The sequence below is a fragment of the Polynucleobacter hallstattensis genome, assembly GCF_018881835.1.
Taxonomy (GTDB): domain Bacteria; phylum Pseudomonadota; class Gammaproteobacteria; order Burkholderiales; family Burkholderiaceae; genus Polynucleobacter; species Polynucleobacter hallstattensis.
In genome coordinates this window covers 640449-658762 of the sequence record NZ_JACVPO010000002.1, presented here as the reverse complement: position 1 = coordinate 658762, position 18314 = coordinate 640449, and the positions used below count along the sequence as shown (strand labels likewise).

20 protein-coding genes are annotated in these 18314 nt (G+C 47.6%); 18 read left to right on the top strand and 2 right to left on the bottom strand.

All coding sequences use genetic code 11. The features are described 5' to 3' along the window. The first annotated feature begins 347 nt into the window (after positions 1 to 347). The 3 genes from ICN26_RS09805 to ICN26_RS09795 are packed head-to-tail and all read left to right on the top strand — an operon-like array spanning position 348 to position 3028. Entirely contained in the window at positions 348 to 1367 is a 1020-nt protein-coding gene (locus ICN26_RS09805; protein ID WP_216268212.1) for an RluA family pseudouridine synthase, read from the top strand. Beyond that, entirely contained in the window at positions 1360 to 2046 is a 687-nt protein-coding gene (locus tag ICN26_RS09800) for an HAD-IIIA family hydrolase (RefSeq protein WP_216268211.1), read from the top strand. Before ICN26_RS09805 ends, ICN26_RS09800 begins: the two co-directional genes overlap by 8 nt. 22 nt (positions 2047 to 2068) lie before the next feature. Continuing rightward, positions 2069 to 3028 (top strand): S49 family peptidase, encoded by a 960-nt coding sequence (locus ICN26_RS09795; protein ID WP_216268210.1) that lies wholly within the window; start codon positions 2069 to 2071, stop codon positions 3026 to 3028. Between the two features lie 32 nt (positions 3029 to 3060). On the opposite strand, the gene ICN26_RS09790 is transcribed toward ICN26_RS09795, so the two are convergent. Together ICN26_RS09790 and ICN26_RS09785 are read right to left on the bottom strand one after the other, a co-directional pair. Then, complete coding sequence (locus ICN26_RS09790; RefSeq protein ID WP_216268209.1) at positions 3061 to 3834, bottom strand: SAM-dependent methyltransferase; 774 nt, start codon at positions 3832 to 3834, stop codon at positions 3061 to 3063. Next, positions 3834 to 4427, bottom strand: coding sequence for a Maf family nucleotide pyrophosphatase (locus ICN26_RS09785; RefSeq protein ID WP_216268208.1), 594 nt, complete (start codon positions 4425 to 4427; stop codon positions 3834 to 3836). The genes ICN26_RS09790 and ICN26_RS09785 overlap by 1 nt, the downstream gene beginning before the upstream one ends. Before the next feature lie 43 nt (positions 4428 to 4470). Between ICN26_RS09785 and ICN26_RS09780 the strand changes: the two genes are divergently transcribed. From ICN26_RS09780 to pdxJ, 15 genes are all read left to right on the top strand, one after another. Beyond that, positions 4471 to 5049: a YceD family protein gene (locus ICN26_RS09780; RefSeq protein ID WP_216268207.1), complete on the top strand. Its 579-nt coding sequence runs from the start codon at positions 4471 to 4473 to the stop codon at positions 5047 to 5049. A gap of 105 nt (positions 5050 to 5154) precedes the next feature. Continuing rightward, positions 5155 to 5334 (top strand): 50S ribosomal protein L32, encoded by a 180-nt coding sequence (rpmF, locus tag ICN26_RS09775; protein ID WP_011902241.1) that lies wholly within the window; start codon positions 5155 to 5157, stop codon positions 5332 to 5334. A gap of 83 nt (positions 5335 to 5417) precedes the next feature. After that, the gene (gene plsX / locus ICN26_RS09770) at positions 5418 to 6428 is read left to right on the top strand and encodes a phosphate acyltransferase PlsX (protein ID WP_216268206.1); all 1011 of its coding nucleotides are present in this window, start codon (positions 5418 to 5420) and stop codon (positions 6426 to 6428) included. Positions 6429 to 6430: 2 nt separating this feature from the next. Beyond that, positions 6431 to 7417 carry a beta-ketoacyl-ACP synthase III gene (locus tag ICN26_RS09765; RefSeq protein WP_216268205.1) on the top strand — a complete coding sequence of 329 codons (987 nt, stop codon included), beginning with the start codon at positions 6431 to 6433 and terminating at the stop codon, positions 7415 to 7417. Between the two features lie 39 nt (positions 7418 to 7456). Next, complete coding sequence (fabD, locus tag ICN26_RS09760) at positions 7457 to 8392, top strand: ACP S-malonyltransferase (protein WP_216268204.1); 936 nt, start codon at positions 7457 to 7459, stop codon at positions 8390 to 8392. Between the two features lie 51 nt (positions 8393 to 8443). After that, positions 8444 to 9187 (top strand): 3-oxoacyl-ACP reductase FabG, encoded by a 744-nt coding sequence (gene fabG, locus ICN26_RS09755; RefSeq protein ID WP_216268203.1) that lies wholly within the window; start codon positions 8444 to 8446, stop codon positions 9185 to 9187. A 102-nt stretch (positions 9188 to 9289) separates the two neighbouring features. Beyond that, positions 9290 to 9529, top strand: coding sequence for an acyl carrier protein (gene acpP, locus ICN26_RS09750; RefSeq protein ID WP_046330561.1), 240 nt, complete (start codon positions 9290 to 9292; stop codon positions 9527 to 9529). A 28-nt stretch (positions 9530 to 9557) separates the two neighbouring features. Continuing rightward, positions 9558 to 10805: a beta-ketoacyl-ACP synthase II gene (gene fabF, locus ICN26_RS09745; protein ID WP_216268202.1), complete on the top strand. Its 1248-nt coding sequence runs from the start codon at positions 9558 to 9560 to the stop codon at positions 10803 to 10805. A 71-nt stretch (positions 10806 to 10876) separates the two neighbouring features. Then, positions 10877 to 12325, top strand: coding sequence for a DegQ family serine endoprotease (locus ICN26_RS09740; protein ID WP_216268201.1), 1449 nt, complete (start codon positions 10877 to 10879; stop codon positions 12323 to 12325). Positions 12326 to 12468: 143 nt separating this feature from the next. Then, positions 12469 to 14274: a translation elongation factor 4 gene (lepA, locus tag ICN26_RS09735; protein ID WP_216268463.1), complete on the top strand. Its 1806-nt coding sequence runs from the start codon at positions 12469 to 12471 to the stop codon at positions 14272 to 14274. Further along, positions 14274 to 15080, top strand: a complete 807-nt coding sequence (gene lepB / locus ICN26_RS09730) for a signal peptidase I (RefSeq protein WP_216268200.1) — start codon at positions 14274 to 14276, stop codon at positions 15078 to 15080. Before lepA ends, lepB begins: the two co-directional genes overlap by 1 nt. 4 nt (positions 15081 to 15084) lie before the next feature. Beyond that, positions 15085 to 15876, top strand: coding sequence for a ribonuclease III (gene rnc, locus ICN26_RS09725; RefSeq protein WP_216268199.1), 792 nt, complete (start codon positions 15085 to 15087; stop codon positions 15874 to 15876). A gap of 44 nt (positions 15877 to 15920) precedes the next feature. Then, a complete protein-coding gene (gene era / locus ICN26_RS09720; protein ID WP_216860424.1) occupies positions 15921 to 16814 on the top strand; it encodes a GTPase Era in 894 nt (297 codons plus the stop codon). 6 nt (positions 16815 to 16820) lie between these two features. Continuing rightward, complete coding sequence (gene recO, locus ICN26_RS09715) at positions 16821 to 17555, top strand: DNA repair protein RecO (protein WP_216268197.1); 735 nt, start codon at positions 16821 to 16823, stop codon at positions 17553 to 17555. A gap of 12 nt (positions 17556 to 17567) precedes the next feature. Beyond that, positions 17568 to 18311, top strand: a complete 744-nt coding sequence (pdxJ, locus tag ICN26_RS09710; protein ID WP_216268196.1) for a pyridoxine 5'-phosphate synthase — start codon at positions 17568 to 17570, stop codon at positions 18309 to 18311. Positions 18312 to 18314 lie beyond the last annotated feature (3 nt).

Here is an 18314-nt window from a genome sequence, read left to right as displayed (position 1 = left end):
TTTACTGCCTAGTACACCAAGTTCAAGCTTGTTAAACCGGTGCCACACTTGACGATCGCCGCAGAGACCTCCTTTAGGTCATCAATGCAGGCGCGCGCCTGAAAACTGTCTTCTAATCGCGGGTCGCGGCATACGGCACACCAACCCTGCGCCTCATTACAACGGGGGAGGGGCAACCCCGGGAGTCTATTAAGGGCGACTCCAAGCTCCACGATCTAAACCTGAATCAGGTCTGTCTCGGGCCAATAAATTGGCTAGAGCGTTGATTATACGGCACAAGTTGAAGGACAATGGGGTATTGTTAAGTCCCTTGTCGACCCCCGTCGGGGTGGCAAGAGAGATAAATCATGAAATCCGAACCTATTTCCAAGCCCTTACAGGTCAAAACCAGTGCTCCAGCCGCCGTTCATCTTCAGACTATTGGTCCAGAAGAGGCTGGCCAGCGACTAGATAACTACCTACTACGTTGGGCAAAAGGTGTTCCTAAAAGCCACGTTTATCGCATTATTCGCTCTGGCGAGGTCCGAGTGAATAAGAAAAGGGCTGAGCCGACTACGCGCTTAATTGAGGGGGATGTGGTCAGAGTCCCGCCAGTACGTATTGCAGAACCAGCCCAAATGGCGGCAGTCAACACTGCCCAAACCAAGTCTCGGGCGCAGGGGTATTCCGACAAAATGCCCATCTTGTTTGAGGATGAAGCGCTATTAATAGTAAATAAACCCGCAGGTTTGGCAGTTCATGGGGGTTCAGGAATTGCGCTTGGCGTGATTGAAACCCTGCGTATTACCCGTCCTGAGCTCAAATTCTTGGAATTGGTTCACCGTTTGGATCGAGACACATCAGGCGTGTTGCTCTTAGCTAAAAAGCGTAGCGCTTTGGTAGAACTGCATCGCCAGATCCGGGAAGGGCAAACCGACAAACGCTACTATTTATTAGCCCATGGAGAAATTGCTCAGGGCGCAGGCACGATGCAACTGAAGTTTGCATTACATAAATACCTATTAGCCAATGGCGAGCGTCGCGTTCGTGTTGACCCAGATGGTCTGCCAAGTCATACCGCTTTGCGGGTCACGAAAGTGATGAGACGTGGGGAGGTGGCGATCACTCTAGCTGAGGCCCAGCTCAAAACTGGGCGCACTCATCAAATCCGCGTACACCTTCAAAAATTAGGCCACTCGATTTTGGGTGACGATAAATACGGCTTTGAAGATCAAGACAAGGTTCTGAAATCCAAACGCCTGTATTTGCATGCCCACTTAGCAGGCTTTACTCATCCCCGTACTGGCGAGAAAATGCGTATTGAGTCCCCATTACCCTCTGAATTTGCAGCAATGATGAAAACTTTTGAAGCGTCCACTCATGTCTGAAGAACAAAAACCCGATAGACGCTACGACCTGATCGTATGGGACTGGGATGGAACCATTATGGATTCCACGCCAACTATTGTGGACTGTATTCAGCAAGCTTGTCGCGATTTGGGTTTCAAAGAGCCGGATGACACTTTGGCTAGCTCGGTCATTGGTTTGGGTATTCAGGATTCACTCAGAAGGGCAGTGCCGTGGATTGAGCCGGCGCATTTCCCTAAATTAACGGAGCGCTTTCGATTTCACTATCTAGCTAAAGATCACGAGCTCGATTTATTTCCAGGTATTCGTGAATTACTCCAAAGCCTGCGCGAGGATGGTTATCTATTAGGTGTTGCCACTGGCAAATCTCGTGTTGGATTGGATCGCTCTCTAAAACATCACCAGTTGGAGCAGATGTTCCACGAAACACGCACTGCAGACGAATCTTTTTCGAAGCCTCACCCCGGAATGCTCTTAGAGCTCTCAGATGTGATGCAAGTACCGATGCGCCGTATGCTGATGATTGGGGACACCACCCATGACTTAGATATGGCAGCCAATGCAGGTGTGGATGCTGTAGCGGTAACGTACGGTGCGCATCCTCCAAGTACTTTAAAAGAAGCGCCATCGCTGATGCATGTGGATGATGTCTCGCAGTTGGCAGCCTGGCTCAGTCAGAATCTCACTGTTAAAAACTAGTTAGTAATTAAGGATTAAAAAGATGGATCAAAATCAATCTGAGAACGCAAATCAAAATTGGGAGCGTCAAGCGCTCGAGCATTTACTGCTAGAGAATTTAAAAGAGACTCGCAAGGCACGTCGCTGGAAAGCAGTGTTTCGTATCCTCACCCTTCTTGTCTTTGTCGGCGTAATACTGGCGGTATTTGATTTTCATCTGCCAGGGCGCGGTATGAGTACGGAAAAACATACCGCCTTAGTCACGCTGGAAGGGGAGATTTCTTCAAGTTCAATGGCCAATGCTTTGGATATTAATTCTTCGCTTACGGCTGCTTTTGAAAATGAAAATAGTGCAGGGGTAGTCTTGCGTATCAATAGTCCTGGCGGCTCTCCAGTTCAGGCCGGCATGATGAATGACGAGATTCATCGCTTACGCAAACTCTACCCAAGTAAACCGTTTTATGTCGTAGTAGAAGATATCTGTGCCTCAGGCGGTTACTACGTAGCTGTTGCAGGCGACCAAATTTTGGTGGACAAGGCGAGCTTAGTTGGATCCATTGGCGTGATCATGGAAGGCTTTGGTTTTACTGGTCTGATGGATAAGTTGGGCGTAACTCGTCGCATGATTACGGCGGGCTCTAATAAGGGCATGATGGATCCATTCTCCAAAGAAAATCCACGGCAAGTAGAGATGATCAAAACTATGATCGAGGAGATTCATCAGCAATTTATTGCAGTCGTGAAAGCAGGTCGCGGTGATCGTCTAAAAGAAACTCCAGAGATGTTCTCGGGCCGCGTTTGGAATGGCGAGCAAGCAATCAAAATTGGTTTGGTGGATGGCTACGGAACAGTTGAAACTGTAGCGCGCGATATCTTTAAAGCACCTGATATTCTGGACTACACCATGAAAGAGAATTTTGCTGAGCGTGTTGCTAAGCGTTTCGGCGCTGAAGTTGGCGCTGCAGCAGGCAAGGCTTTAATTAAAACACCCGATCTAAAGTAAAAAAGATAGATCAACAAAGTCACAAAAAACACCTAGGCCAGCAATAGAAATACTGCTGGCCTATTTTGTAATGAGGCGCAGGCTGCTTCGTTTGGAAAGCGCTTACGCCAGTCAGTAATCGAGAGCGTAGTAATGGCTTCACTTGGCAGACTGAGATCCATTCCAATACAAAGCATCGATTGCGGAGACAGCGTATTAAGACAAGCCATCAGCATTGCAATATTGCGATATGGTGTTTCAATCCAAATTTGCGTCTGCTGTAATTTTCTTGATTCCACTTCTAATTGTTTCAGTCGAGCGATGCGGTCTTGGGCATTATGGGGAATATAACCCTGAAACGCAAAGCGCTGACCATTCAATCCGCTAGCCATGAGGCCCAGCAAAATAGAGCTTGGACCTACCAAGGGTTTTACTTTGGCACCCAGCTTATGCGCTGCTAGTACAAGCTCTGCACCCGGATCCGCCACCCCCGGAACACCAGCTTCTGACATGAGACCCATGTCTTTTCCAGCAATGAGGGGTTTAAGTAAGTCCATTGGTTTTACTGCATCACCATACTTAGCATTGCGTGCAACGCCACGCCACTCACTCATCTGCATTTCTTGAATAGAGCAGGCTAAGGGCGTAACGCTATCGACTGCTTTTAAAAAAGCTCGAGCTGTTTTTGCATCCTCCACAATCCAGTGGGTGAGCTTGGCAGTTTGTGTAATAGTTTCGCTTGGTAAAACCCAAGGCAATTGCTCCACGCGAGCATCATCACCCAAAGTATTAGGAATCAAAAAGAGGGTGCCTAGTGTTGAACTCATTATTTTTTATCTGGAATAACAAAACCCGCTTCACGCAAAAGGCCGCTCAGCGCAATTAATGGCAAGCCAATTAAGGCGGTGGGGTCATCGCTCTTGATGGATTCCAGGAGTGAAATCCCTAGGCCTTCAGACTTAGCACTACCGGTACAGTCATAGGGCTCCTCGGCATGGAGATATGCCTCTAGAACATCATCCGATAGTTTTCGAAAGCGTACTTCCGTAGGGATATTGACAGTTGTTTCGACATCGCCATGCATCAGGCAGAGTGCCGTTTGAAAAGTCACGGTGGCACCGCGCATCAGTTGAAGTTGCGCCATGGCACGTTCAAAGTTTCCTGGCTTACCAATGGCAGCTCCACATAGATCGGCCACTTGATCGGAGCCAATGACCCAAGCCTGGGGGTGATCTTTTGCAACTGCGGCGGCTTTCGCTTTGGCTAAGCGCAAAGCTAAATCTAGGGTGCTTTCACCAGGAAGGGGGGTTTCATCCACCTGAGGGGAGATGACATCAAAAGGGATGCGTAAGCGCTCCAAGAGCTCCCGACGATAGGCCGAGGTAGATGCCAGAATTAGTTTTTTTGCAGAATTACTCATCACTACTTGTACTTTCGCTAAGGCCTTCATTTAGACTGATGTCATGAATCGTAATCAAGTTTTACCTCAAGTTGAGCTGTCCGCCGATCCCAAGGCTTTGAGTCGGATCGATTTTTGTGCCCCACAGTCCTATCAAGGATCTGGATTTCTGGAGATTAAAGCCTTACCGAGGGTAGCTGAAGAAGCCTCTAGCGTTGAGCCCGGGGATGGATTTCATTGGGAGGTAGAGACCCATTTTGCGAATTCTCCGGGTTCTGAGCCCCAGCAAATTCTGAAATTAGCCGTAAAAGGCCGTATTCACCTAGTTTGTCAGAGCTGTTTGCAGGATTGCGGCCTAGATTTAGCTCAAGAGAGTCGATTTGTTATCGTGACTTCCGAGGAGGAGGCCGACGCCTTTCCTATGGAGGATGATCAACAAGAGCCTTTGGTAGCAAGTCAACACTTTGACCTTCTAGGGCTCATTGAGGATGAAATCCTCCTTTCCATGCCCTTAATTCCAAAGCATCCAGACGGCACTTGCCAGCCGCATGCCTCTTCATTTGGCGAGGTGGATGGTGCTGCCGATACCTCTGAAAAGCCCCAGAATCCCTTTAACATATTGAAAAATATGAAGAAAAATTGATTTGACCCCATTGATTTGGAGCGCCATTTCAAACCCGTTTTATCAACTGACGAGGCATTTATCTTAATTTACATGCTAGAATGTCGCCTTGCTTAGGAGTTCAATATGGCCGTCCAACAGAATAAAAAATCCCCATCCAAACGTGGCATGCACCGTGCGCACGATTTTTTGACCGCACCTGCTACGGCTGTTGAAGCCACAACTGGTGAGGCTCATTTGCGCCACCACATTTCACCAAACGGCTACTACCGTGGCCGTAAAGTTGTTAAAACAAAAAACGACTAATTCTTTAGTCTAAAAGATAGAAGCGGCTCCAATAAAAGCCGCTTTTTTCTTTAAAAAAACCACTTGCAGCAATACTTGATTTTATGAGCGTCACACTTGCTATCGATGCCATGGGCGGAGATCATGGGGTAGTTGTTACTGTCCCCGCTTGCTGTGATTTTCTAGAAAAACATGCTGATGTAAAGATTGCCCTAGTAGGTGATCCTGAAGTGATCAAGCAAGCCTTGAGTCAATTCCCAAAAGCGCCAATGGAGCGTATTCATATTATTTCCGCTAGCGAAGTCGTCTTGATGGATGACCCTATTGAGGTGGCATTGCGTCGTAAAAAAGATTCTTCCATGCGCGTTGCCATCGAGCAGGTGAAAGAAGGCCTAGCTGATGCGATTATTTCCTCGGGCAATACTGGTGCCTTGATGGCCATATCCCGCTACATTCTTAAAACGCTGGATGGTGTTGATCGTCCGGCCATTGCTACTGCAATCCCTAATGAAAAAGGGCGCGGTACCACTATGCTCGATCTTGGCGCTAACGCAGACTGTGAGCCTATGCACTTAGTGCAATTTGCACAAATGGCTAACGTCATGGTTCAAGTAGTCGATGGTACGCAAAACCCTTCCATCGGTCTTTTGAACATTGGTGAAGAGGTGATTAAAGGCAATGAAGTAGTTAAGCAGACCAGTGAGTTGCTGCGCCAAACAAAGCTGAACTTTTATGGCAACGTGGAAGGCAATGATATCTTTAAAGGCACTACGGATATCGTGGTGTGTGATGGTTTTGTAGGCAACGTTGTCCTTAAGGCAAGTGAAGGCTTGGCAAAGATGATGAGCGGCTTAATTAAACAAGAATTTAATCATTCATGGCTAACCAAACTCATGGCAATCTGTGCCATGGTACCTTTATTACGTGTTCGCAAGCGTGTGGATCATCGTCGCTATAACGGGGCGGTATTATTAGGTTTACGCGGTTGCGTAATTAAGAGCCACGGTTCAGCGGATCGCTTTGCATTTGCTTATGCGCTCGAGCGCGCATATGAAGCAGCAAAAAATCGCATGGTGGAGCGGATCGCTCAAGCTTTTGCGGCGGAGACAAAATAGTCATGAGCATCTATTCACGAATAGCTGGAACTGGAAGTTATCTTCCAGAGCAGCGTTTAAGTAACCAAGACCTTGTGGAACGTTTGGCGAAGATTGGCCTTGAAACTAGCGATGAATGGATTGTGACTAGAAGTGGAATTTCCGCTCGTCACTTTGCTGCAGAAAATCAACTCACGAGTGACTTGGCAGTCAAAGCAGCTCAAGCAGCATTAGAGGCGGCTGGCTGCACATCTGAAGATCTTGACTTGATCATTTTGGCAACATCCACACCAGATCACTTGGGTGGTTTCCCAAGTACAGCTTGCGTAGTGCAAGATAAACTGGGTGCTCATACTAATTGCGCGGCATTTGATGTCCAGGCGGTCTGTGCTGGCTTTACTTACGCTCTCGCTATTGCAGATGCATTTATTCGCATAGGCACGTACAAAAAAGTATTGGTTCTCGGCGCAGAAACTTTCTCCCGCATTTTGGATTTCCAAGATCGCACTACTTCTGTTTTGTTTGGTGATGGTGCTGGCGCAGTTGTATTAGAAGCTTCTACCGAGCCAGGTATTTTGGCTACGGCCTTGCATGCGGATGGTAGTCAACGCGATATCCTTTGTGTTCCAGGGCGCGCTAAGCAGGGTGGTGTAGAGGGAACCGCTTACTTAACAATGGATGGCCCAGCAGTGTTTAAGTTGGCTGTCAAAGTACTTGAGCAAGTTGCCCATGAGGCTTTAGAAAAAGCCAATCTCAAATCAGAGCAAATCGATTGGTTGGTGCCACACCAAGCCAATATTCGCATTATGGAGAGTACGGCTCGCAAGATGGGCATGTCAATGGATAAAGTAATTGTGACCGTCCATGAGCATGGCAATACTTCTGCTGCTTCTATCCCGCTTGCGCTCGATGTCGGCGTTCGCTCTGGTCAAATTCAACGTGGCCAACATCTTTTACTAGAGGGTGTGGGCGGTGGCTTTGCTTGGGGCGCAGCAGTCATTAAGTACTAAAGCAAAAATATCAATAACCATTATTCAGCGATTATTCCTATGACATTTGCATTTGTATTCCCTGGCCAAGGTTCCCAATCTGTTGGGATGCTCAACACCATTTCTGATCGCCCTGAAGTTCGCGCAACTTTGCAGGAAGCTTCAGAAGCTTTAGGTGAAGATGTTGCAAAACTCATTGCTGAAGGTCCCGCTGAAGCATTGTCCTTAACAACGAATACGCAACCTGTAATGTTGACTGCAGCGATTGCGTTCTACCGCGCTTGGTTGGCCTCTGGCGGTGCCGTTCCTAAGATGATGGCTGGCCATAGCTTAGGTGAATACTCTGCTTTAGTTGCTGCAGGTGTAATCGCTTTTAAGGATGCTGTGCCTTTAGTGCGCTTTCGTGCGCAAGCTATGCAAACTGCTGTGCCAGTAGGCACAGGCGGTATGGCCGCAATCTTGGGTTTGGATGATGCGATTGTGAAGACGGTTTGTGCCGAAGCTGCTGCAGCCTCTGGTGGTGTAGTGGAGGCCGTGAATTTCAATGCTCCAGGACAAGTAGTCATTGCTGGCGGTAGTGATGCAGTAAGCAAGGCCTGTGAATTGCTTAAAGCGGCTGGCGCAAAACGCGCTCTGCCGTTGCCAGTATCAGCGCCATTTCATTCATCATTACTACAGCCTGCTTCTGAAAAACTCAAAGGCTACTTAGCGGATATTGAATTCAAGGTGCCGACTATCTCTGTAGTCAATAACGTTGATGTCAATGTATTGAATGATCCAGCAGCCATAAAAGACGCTCTAGTCCGTCAAGCCGCCAAGCCTGTGCGTTGGCAAGAAACTATTAATGCGATGGCTAAGCAGGGCATTACTCAAGTAGTGGAATGCGGACCCGGCAAGGTATTGGCTGGGCTGACTAAGCGAATCAATGAAAATGTTGTTGGGCTGCCCATCTTCGATGAGCTCAGCCTCAATGAAGCTTTGGCTGCCATAAAGTAAAGATACGAATCATCAATAGAAGAAACACGAAATAAACGACGGAAGACAAATATGAATCTCGACTTAAACGGACAAATTGCACTAGTGACCGGCGCATCGCGCGGTATTGGCCAGGCTATTGCGGATGAGTTAGTGAAATGTGGTGCCAAAGTCATTGGCACTGCCACGTCTGAGGATGGCGCCAAAGCAATCAACACCCGTTTGCAAGCGAGTGGTGGTCGTGGCGAGGTATTAAATGTGACCGATCCGAAGGCTTGCGAGGCCATTATCGATTTGATCGTCAAAGATTTTGGCGGTATCAGTATTTTGGTGAATAACGCAGGTATTACTCGCGATAACCTTGCAATGCGCATGAAAACAGATGAGTGGACAGATGTCATCGATACCAATTTAAGTGCGGTTTTCCGTTTATCGCAGGCTGTAATGCGCCCCATGATGAAAGCGCGCGCCGGCCGCATTATTAATATCACTTCGATTGTTGGTCATATGGGCAACCCTGGGCAGGCTAATTATGCTGCTGCTAAATCCGGTGTTTCAGGCATGACCCGCGCTTTGGCTCGCGAAATCGGTAGCCGCAACATCACTGTGAATTGTGTAGCCCCCGGCTTTATCGACACAGATATGACCCGTGCTTTAAGTGAAGAGCAGCAAAATGCCCTAAAAGCGAACATTCCTCTGGCACGTCTAGGTAGTCCAGAAGATGTGGCTCAGGCAGTGGCGTTTTTAGCCTCTCCAGCCGCCGGATACATCACTGGAAATACCTTGCATGTCAATGGCGGGCTCTATTTAGCCTAATAACAAAGCAGGAATTGATCATTTTTTGGCGGATTTACTAATTTAGCCTGCCAAGCTGATAAAATTCTTTTCATCGTTTTTTTACAACCCTTGGGGGAATTAATGGATAACATCGAACAACGCGTTAAGAAGATCGTCGCTGAGCAATTGGGCGTCGCAGAAGCAGAGATCAAGAATGAATCTTCTTTTGTGAATGACTTAGGCGCAGACTCTCTTGACACTGTTGAATTGGTAATGGCTTTGGAAGATGAATTCGGGATTGAAATTCCGGATGAAGAGGCTGAAAAAATTACTACTGTTCAGCTCGCTATCGATTTTGCTCAGTCAAAAGCTCAGGGTTAATTCCCTAGCTTAGTTAAAAGCTATTACTGTGTCAGCATCAAATGGCCGCCGCCGGGTTGTTGTTACCGGCTTAGGCCTGATTTCACCTGTTGGTAACTCGGTTGACGTAGCTTGGTCTAATTTGCTTGCGGGTAAATCAGGCATTGCTACTATCACGAAGTTTGACCACACTCCGCTGAGCGTCCATTTCGCTGGTGAGGTGAAAGATTTCAATGTCGAAGAATATGTTTCTGCCAAAGAGGCGCGCCACATGGATACCTTTATCCATTTCGGTATCGCAGCTGGTACGCAAGCAATTCGCGATAGCGGTTTACAGGTAACTGAAGAGAACGCTGAGCGTATTGGCGTCATGGTTGGTTCAGGCATTGGTGGTTTGCCGATGATTGAAGAGACTGGCGCTGAATTGTTAGCTCGCGGTCCTCGTCGCATCTCCCCATTCTTTGTGCCAGGCTCCATCATTAATATGATTTCTGGTCATCTGAGCATCTTGTTTGGCCTAAAGGGTCCAAACGTTGCCGCAGTGACAGCTTGCACTACCGGCTTACACAGCATTGGCTTGGCAGCACGCTTAATTCAGTATGGTGATGCTGATGTGATGCTTGCTGGTGGAGCTGAATCTACTATCTCTGCATTGGGTGTTGGCGGCTTCGCTTCAGCTCGTGCACTATCGACTCGCAACGATGATCCTGCAACAGCTTCACGCCCATGGGACAAAGACCGTGATGGTTTCGTACTGGGTGAGGGCGCAGGTGTTGTGGTGTTAGAAGAATACGAGCACGCTAAAGCACGTGGTGCAAAAATCTACTGTGAGCTCTTAGGTTTCGGTATGAGTGGTGATGCTTATCACATGACCGCCCCAAATATGGATGGTCCACGTCGCTGTATGGTCAACGCCATGCGCGATGCCGGTTTAAACCCAGATCAAATTCAATACATCAATGCACACGGTACCTCTACACCCTTAGGTGACAAGAATGAAACCGGCGCAATCAAGGCTGCCCTTGGCGATCACGCTAAGAAGACTTTGATTAACTCCACCAAATCAATGACTGGCCACCTTTTAGGCGGTGCTGGTGGCTTAGAGTCTGTCTTTACTATTCTGGCGCTACATAACCAGAAGTCTCCACCAACAATCAACATCTTCAATCAGGATCCAGAGTGTGATTTGGACTACTGCGCCAATACTGCTCGGGATGTGAAGATTGACCATGCCGTGAAAAACAACTTTGGCTTTGGGGGTACTAACGGTACCTTGATTTTTGGCAAACTGACCTAATATCCTTATTGGGTAGCTCCCTTCTCTTATTTCTTCAATTATTGGTTTTTACCAAGCAGGTCTATAGCACTATGAAAAAGTATTTAATTGCGCTCTTAGCTATCTTTAGCTTGGGGCAAATTGCGCTCATCCCCCAGGCCCACGCCCAAAGCCCGCGTGTTTCTATTCCTGACTTTGCCGACTTAGTCGAGCGAGCTAGTCCTGCTGTGGTGAATATCCGAACTACTGAAAAAGTAATGCAGCAGCAAGCTCAAGGCGGTATTCCAGGGATGCCTGAGGATCAGGCTGAGTTCTTCCGTCGTTTCTTTGGTGTGCCTATTCCAGGATTACCTGGCGGACCTAAGCAAGCACAACCAAATTCTGGCAAACCTCAAGAGGCGGATCGCGGCGTAGGTTCTGGCTTCATTATTGAATCCAATGGCTTAATTTTGACTAACGCCCACGTTGTCGAGGGCGCGAATACTATCTACGTCACCTTGACGGATAAGCGTGAGTACAAAGCCAAGTTATTGGGTATGGATAAACGAACCGATATGGCGGTTGTCAAAATCGATGCGCGCGATTTGCCTAAATTGCCACTAGGCGACTCTTCTCGAGTGCGGGTGGGTGAATGGGTATTAGCAATTGGCTCCCCATTTGGCCTAGAAAATACTGTTACTGCTGGCATCGTGTCTGCTAAGAGTCGTGATACTGGTGACTACTTGCCATTCATTCAGACGGACGTAGCAGTGAATCCCGGTAACTCTGGCGGCCCTTTATTGAATACTGCTGGACAAGTGATTGGTATTAATTCGCAAATCTTTAGTCGCTCTGGCGGATATATGGGTATTTCTTTTGCCATTCCGATAGATGAGGCGATGCGTGTTGCAGAGCAACTACGTACCAATGGAAAAATGACTCGTGGCCGTATTGGTGTTGCTTTGGGTGAGATGACCAAAGAGATTGCAGAAAGTCTAGGTCTAGGTAAACCGCGTGGAGCCTATGTTCGCAATGTCGAGCCAGGTGGTCCAGCGGCAGCGGGCGGCATTGAGTCTGGAGACGTGATTCTGAGCTTTAATGGCCGTGATATTGGCAAATCTACTGACCTGCCAAGAGCTGTTGGGGAAACCAAGCCAGGAACCAGTGCTAATGTACAGGTTTGGCGTAAAGGCTCAACTAAGGACTTGATGGTCTCAGTAGTGGATACCGAAGCAGGTCAAGCTGCCGTGAAAAAGTCAGATAACTCAGGTTCATCGGCTGGAAATGCCAATTCTCTCGGGGTAGTAGTTTCTGAGCCATCAGATAGCAAGAAAAAGGAGCTCAATATCCGCGGAGGTGTTGAGGTTACCGGCCTAGGGGAAGGCCCTTTAGTGCGCTCAGGAGTGCGTCCCGGGGATGTCATTATCCGAATTGCAGATGCCGATATCACTGGGGTGAAGCAGTTTGAGGGTCTTGTGAAGGGTTTGGATCCCAATAAGTCGGTTCCGGTTTTTGTTCGTCGGGCTGATAGCACCTTGATTATTCCGGTAAAGCCAAAATAAGCCAAAACCTTGTTTTTAAGGTGAAAAAGGGGGTTTGGCGCTAATTTGGCGCCACCCATTACAATTACTTTAAGACGACTTTTTGCAGCGCATCATCGTGGTGCGTTCTGACAAGGCGTTTTTTGAAGACTACACAAGACGCTATGGATTTAATCCGCAATTTTTCTATCATCGCCCATATTGATCACGGCAAATCAACGCTTGCTGATCGCATTATTCAGCTCTGTGGCGGTCTTACCGATCGTGAAATGGAAGCGCAGGTTCTGGACTCGATGGATATTGAGCGTGAGCGTGGTATCACGATTAAGGCGCAAACAGCAGCGCTAACTTATAAATCCAAAGATGGCAAAACCTACAACATCAATTTGATTGATACACCTGGTCACGTCGACTTCTCCTATGAGGTTAGTCGCTCCTTATCAGCATGCGAAGGTGCATTGCTAGTGGTTGATGCCAGTCAAGGTGTTGAAGCGCAAACAGTTGCTAACTGCTACATGGCTCTAGAGCTGGGTGTTGAAGTAGTACCTGTCCTCAACAAGATTGATTTGCCACAGGCTGATCCTGAGCGCGCTAAACAAGAAATTGAAGATGTTATTGGTATTGATGCATCTGAAGCAGTGACCTGTTCAGCTAAAACGGGATTAGGCGTGCAGGATGTCATTGAGGAAATGATTGCTCGCGTGCCCCCGCCAAAAGGTAGTGCGACAGATCCATTGCAAGCATTGATTATCGATTCGTGGTTTGATAACTATGTCGGTGTGGTGATGTTGGTGCGTGTCGTTAACGGCACCCTAAAGCCAAAAGAAAAAATTACCTTGATGTCCAATGGCTCGAGTCATCTAATAGAGCATGTTGGTGTCTTTAGTCCAAAGTCTGTGGATCGCCCAGAGCTGTCTGCTGGTCAGGTGGGCTTTGTGATTGCTGGCATTAAAGAGTTAAAAGCTGCCAAGGTTGGTGATACGGTTACGCATACCCCAGGGCAGCAAGGCCGCATTCCTGCAACGGCACCACTTCCCGGTTTTAAAGAGGTTAAGCCTCAGGTTTTTGCTGGGCTTTACCCAGTTGAGTCGAGTGAATATGATCAACTGCGCGAGTCCTTAGAGAAGTTGCAGTTAAATGACGCCTCACTCTTGTATGAGCCTGAGGTTTCACAAGCGCTTGGTTTTGGATTCCGTTGCGGCTTCTTGGGTTTGCTCCACATGGAGATCGTGCAAGAGCGCTTAGAGCGTCAGTACGGCATGAACCTCATCACAACCGCGCCAACGGTGGTGTATCAAGTAGAGCAATCAGATGGAAGCATCTTGTCGGTCGATAATCCATCAAAGATGCCCGAGGCTAGCAAGATTAATACGATTCTTGAGCCGATCGTGACAGTCAACCTGTATATGCCGCAAGAGTATGTGGGCGCGATTATTACTCTGTGCGTTGGTAAGCGTGGTATTCAGATGGATATGAATTATCTTGGTCGTCAAGTGAAACTCACTTATGAGTTACCGATGGCGGAGATTGTTTTGGATTTCTTCGACAAAATGAAATCCATCTCTCGTGGCTATGCATCCATGGATTACGAGTTCAAGGAATATCGTCCCGCAGATGTAGTTAAGGTTGACATCCTCATTAATAGCGAGCGAGTGGATGCTCTATCGGTGATCGTTCACCGCAGCAACAGTCAGCACCGTGGTCGTGAAGTGGTTGCCAAGATGCGCGGCATTATTCCGCGTCAAATGTTTGATGTAGCTATTCAGGCAGCAATTGGTAGCAACATCGTTGCCCGTGAAAACGTCAAGGCGCTTCGTAAGAACGTATTGGCTAAATGCTATGGCGGTGATATCTCTCGTAAGCGTAAATTATTAGAGAAGCAAAAAGAAGGTAAGAAACGTATGAAGCAGGTTGGTAATGTGGAGATTCCACAAGAAGCCTTCTTAGCTATTTTGCAGGTAGACGACTAATGAACTTTGCCCTCATCCTCTTTATCTTGGTAGTGGTCTCTGGCATTGCTTGGATTGCTGATCGTTATTACTTTGCTCCGCAAAGACGTGAGGCCGGCATCGATCGCATGCCACTGTGGTTGGAATACACGGCTGGGTTCTTTCCGGTAATTTGTGCAGTATTTGTATTGCGCTCTTTCATTGTGGAACCCTTCAAAATCCCTTCGGGCTCCATGATTCCGACTCTGCAGATTGGCGACTTTATTCTGGTGAATAAATTTACCTACGGCATTCGTCTGCCAGTGATTAATCAGAAGGTCGTCGAGCTAGGCTCCCCGAAACGTGGAGATGTCGTCGTATTTCGCTATCCCCGAGATGAATCTATTGACTACATCAAGCGTGTCGTGGCTTTGCCAGGCGACACCATTACTTATCAAGACAAGCGCATAACAGTAAATGGTCAGCCATTGCAATACAGCGGTGGTGAGAATTACCTAGATCCCGAAAACATGCGTTACGCCAAGCGGTTTGCAGAATCTTTCCCTGCAGACTTAGGCGGTAATAAGCATGAGATTTTGAATGATCCTGATCGCCCTGCCGGTATGTTCCCTGCAGAGCGTTTTCCTGGCTTTGAAAACTGCCAATATATCAATGCTGGTCTCACTTGCAAAGTACCTGCGGGACATTACTTTGCAATGGGTGATAACCGCGATAACAGTGCTGATTCTCGTTACTGGGGATTTGTACCAGATAAGAATATTGTTGGTAGAGCATTCTTTGTTTGGTTGAATCTCGGAAATCTGGGTCGTATTGGCGGCTTCGAATAAGATCATGAACGCCCGCGCCGCCATTGAAACTGCACCGCTGCAAGCGCAACTAGGTTACACGTTTAAAAAATTAGAGCTGCTTAATCAAGCTTTAACACACCGTAGCCACAGCAAGAAAAATAATGAGCGTCTTGAGTTCCTTGGCGACTCGATTCTCAATTGCGTTGTTGCCGAAATGCTTTACGAGCGCTATTCAGATTTAGATGAAGGTGATCTTTCTCGTGTACGGGCTAACTTGGTCAAGCAACAAGCGCTCTATGAGATTGCTCAAACACTATCTCTATCAGACTACCTGCGCTTAGGTGAAGGAGAATTAAAGAGCGGCGGTTTCCGTCGCCCATCTATTCTGGCTGACACGCTTGAGGCGGTGACTGGTGCCATATTTCTAGATGGTGGGTTTGATGCTGCCAAGACTTGTTTGCGTAAACTCTACTCAATCATTCTAGCCAACGTTGACCCTAAGACATTGGGTAAAGACGATAAGACTTTATTGCAGGAGTGTTTGCAAAGCTATCAATTGCCATTGCCTACCTATAACGTCACTGGTACTAGTGGCGCAGCCCACAATCAGCAGTTTGAAGTGGAGTGTTTAATACCAAACATTAAGGTCGCCGTGAAGGGTGAAGGCGCTTCTCGACGCGCGGCAGAGCAAGCGGCAGCAAAGCTAGCACTCATCTCAGCACTGAAGGTTTTGCCGCAGGCCTTGGGTAAGCCCAAAAAGACTCGGTCTGCCAAAAAGAAGGCAGCAAAAAAAGTGGTAACTGAGGAACAGTTAAATCTTAAGCTGAAGGGCTAATCGTGTTTAGATGCGGCACCATCGCCATTGTTGGCCGTCCCAATATGGGCAAATCGACCCTCTTGAATGCGTTGGTTGGGCAGAAGATCAGCATTACCTCGCGTAAGGCGCAAACTACGCGTCATCGTATTTTAGGTATTCAGAATCGTGAAGAAGCGCAATTCATTTTTATCGATACACCGGGCTTTCAGACTCGTCTGATGAATACCCTCAATAAGGCGCTAAATCGTACGGTAACGACGGCTTTGCAAGATGTGAATGTGGCTTGCTTTGTAGTTGAGGCTGGTTACTTTGGCGAGGATGATAAAAAGGTTTTGAAGTTACTGCCAGATGACTTACCGGTTGTCTTGGTGTTAAACAAATTGGACCTATTTAATAGCCGCTTTCAGACTCCCTCTGAGCGTGATCAGGCCTTACTAAATTTCATGAAAGAAATGAGCCAGCCTTGGTGTGAATTAGGTGGTCATGAAGACCAGAAGTGTGAGTTCTCTGAAATCGTACCCATGAGCGCTAAAAGTCCTGGCGATATTGAAAGATTATTGGATGTACTTGAAGGTTATTTACCTGAAGCGCCGGCAGTCTACGATGGCGACACCATCACTGATCGCAGTGAGCGCTTCTTGGCTGCTGAGATCCTGCGTGAGAAAGTTTTCCGCTTCACTGGTGAAGAGTTGCCTTACACCAGCACAGTAGTCATTGATCAGTTCAAGATGGATGGCAAGATGCGCCGGATTGCGGCAACGATTTTGGTTGATCGCGATAGCCACAAGGCGATGATTATTGGCGCCAAGGGTGAGCGATTAAAGAAGATATCTACCGACGCCCGTATTGATATGGAAAAACTCTTTGACGGCAAGGTCTTTTTGGAAACTTGGGTTAAGGTCAAGCGTGGTTGGGCAGATGATCGTGCTGAATTACGGGCGCAGGGACTAGAGTAATTATTCATGGCCTCCATTCGTGTTGCTGACGAACCCGCTTTTGTATTGCACAGCATTCCTTATAAGGAAACTAGCTTAATTCTAGATGTGTTTACTCGGCAGTATGGTCGCATGGCACTGATCGCTAAAGGCGCTAAGCGTCCACATTCGGTATTGCGTCCAGTCTTGCAGCGTTTTCAACCCCTATTGGTTTCTTGGAGTGGCCAGTCTGAGTTGCGTACTTTAACGAAGTCAGAGTGGGTTGGTGGAACACCCTCTTTGGTGGGTGATGCATTACTCTGCGGCTTCTATCTCAATGAGTTGTTAGTCAAGTTTCTGGCTCGTGAAGACGACTATGAAATACTCTACGACCATTACACTGATACGATCTCTGCCTTATCTAATCTTGAGTTTCAATCTAAGGGCTTAGAGGAAATTTTGCGTCCCTTTGAGTTAACACTCTTGCAAGAGACCGGATATGCAGCAGCATTGGATTACTGCGTTGAAACCCACAGCGCTCCAGTCTCACAAGAACAGTACGTCTATCAGCCGGAGCGTGGTGTCAGGCCTGTACAAGTGGATGATCCAGGCCATTGGCCAGTCTTGAGTGGCAAATCCCTCCTTGCCATCGCAGTGGGAGACTTTTCTGATCAAGAAACGCTTTCTGAGAGTAAACAGCTGATGCGTTTCTTATTGGGGCTTCATCTTCAAGATCAAGTACTCACTACCCGCCAGATTTTGATTGATCTCAAGAAAATCTAGTAATCTATAAATATGAGCAATTCCAATATCCTTGAACTTGGCATTAATGTCGATCACGTCGCTACTCTACGCAATGCACGTGGTACGGTCTACCCCGACCCACTAAAAGCTGCCCGCTTGGCCGAAGAGGCTGGCGCTGATTTAATTACCTTGCATTTACGTGAAGATCGCCGCCATATTAAAGATGCAGATTTAATAGCGCTTCGCCCTTTGATTCAGACGCGTATGAACCTTGAGTGCGCTGTTACTCCTGAGATGATTGATATCGCCTGTCAGGTTCAGCCGCAGGATGTTTGCCTTGTTCCTGAAAAGCGTGAAGAGGTCACTACTGAAGGCGGCTTAGATGTCGTGGGTCACTTTGATGCAGTAAAGGCAGCCACTACACAATTAAAAGCTGCTGGCATACGAGTTTCACTTTTCATTGATCCCGAAGAACGGCAAATTCAAGCTGCTAAAGATGTAGGTGCCACAGTAGTTGAATTACATACTGGTCGTTATGCAGATCTGGCTGGTGATCAACAGAAGCAAGAGCTCGAGCGCATCAGGACGGCAGCCCAGTTTGGAAAAAGCATTGGCTTACGAGTCAATGCAGGCCATGGTTTACATGAGGGCAACGTGATGCCAGTTGCCGCCATTGCCGAGCTATCTGAGCTGAATATCGGGCACGCCATTGTTGCTGAAGCGCTCTTTAAGGGTTGGCAAAAAGCAATCGTGGATATGAAGGCTTTGATGGTTCAGGGCAGGGCTAAAGCTTAAAAG